Source organism: Streptomyces alanosinicus (assembly GCF_014650595.1).
GTDB classification, from domain to species: Bacteria; Actinomycetota; Actinomycetes; order Streptomycetales; family Streptomycetaceae; genus Streptomyces; species Streptomyces alanosinicus.
In genome coordinates this window covers 1-1,233 of record NZ_BMVG01000138.1, presented here as the reverse complement: position 1 = coordinate 1,233, position 1,233 = coordinate 1, and the positions used below count along the sequence as shown (strand labels likewise).

The following is a 1,233-nucleotide window of genomic DNA, read 5'->3' as shown; positions in this document are numbered from 1 at the left end:
TCATCGACGTCCGACAAGGCAACCAAGGATGAACCCGCAGGTCACAGATTCCACAGAATGTTCGCGTTCATCGACAACCATTCGCGGGCGATCGTGGGGCACCGGTTCGGGTTCGCCGAGGACACCGTCCGCCTGGCCGCCGCTCTGCGTCCCGCGCTCGGCGCCCGCGGAGTCCCGGAGACGATCTACGTCGACAACGGGAGCTGCTTCGTGGACGCCTGGCTGCTGCGGGCCTGCGCGTCCCTGGCGATCAAGCTGACCCACTCCAAGCCGGGACGCCCGCAGGGCAGAGGAAAAATCGAACGATTTTTCCGCACCGTTCGAGACCAGTTCCTCGTCGAACTCGACGATCGGCGGGTCGGTGAGATTGAGCATCTCACGGAACTGAACAGGCTGTTCGCGGCCTGGGTGGAGACCGTTTATCACCGCACGGTGCACACCGAGACCGGGCAGGCGCCGATCGAACGCTGGCTGCGTTCGATTCCGAAGCCGCTGCCGTTGCCCTCACAGGCCGATCTGCGGGAGGCATTCTTGTGGTCGGAGATCCGCACCGTGAACAAGAAGTCCGCGACGGTCAGCCTGCACAGCAACACCTACGACGTCGACCCGATGCTGGTCGGCATGCGCGTCGAGCTGGTCTTCGACCCGTTCGACCTGACCGACATCGAAGTACGCGCGGCCGGCAAACCTGTCGGCAAGGCCGTCCCGCAGCACGTCGGCCGTCACACCCACCCCAAAGCGAAGCCGGAAACCCCCGCCGAGCCGGCCGCCCCGACCGGGATCGACTACCTGAAGGTCCTCGAAGGCGAGCACGCCGCCGCCACCCGCAAAGGCATCAACTACGCGTCTCTCATAGACGATTCACGCGAGGCGCGGTGAAGCCGACCCGCGCCGAGGAGTTGTACTTCGACCCCGAGCCCGACCTGTTCATGCTCACCGAACGCGAGCTCGCCGACCGGGCTCTGGCACTCGCGGGGGCCTGCTGCCGGCGGGCCGAGCAGACCCTGTTCACCGCGGACGACGGTGTCGTCCGCACCGCGCTTCGAGCGGTCCGTCTTGCCGTCCGGCTGCACCAGCGCGCCGACACCGCAGAGGCGCACGAACACGCCACGAGGCAGGCGGAGTTCTGCCCCTGTCCAAGGAGGATTCCATGATCGACCGCGTCCAGGGCTACTACCTGTTGACTGAACTAGTGGAGGAGTTCTTGCAGGTCAGTGACCCTATCCTCGGTTC

At 65.8% G+C, this 1,233-nt stretch carries 2 protein-coding genes; both read left to right on the top strand.

The window, feature by feature from the left end; translation table 11 throughout:
• A partial coding sequence (locus tag IE277_RS46660; protein WP_229882610.1) for a TnsB C-terminal domain-containing protein occupies window positions 1–879 on the top strand: 879 nt, incomplete at its 5' end.
• Entirely contained in the window at window positions 876–1,154 is a 279-nt protein-coding gene (locus IE277_RS46655) for a hypothetical protein (protein WP_189960198.1), read from the top strand. The genes IE277_RS46660 and IE277_RS46655, both read left to right, overlap by 4 nt.
• Window positions 1,155–1,233 lie beyond the last annotated feature (79 nt).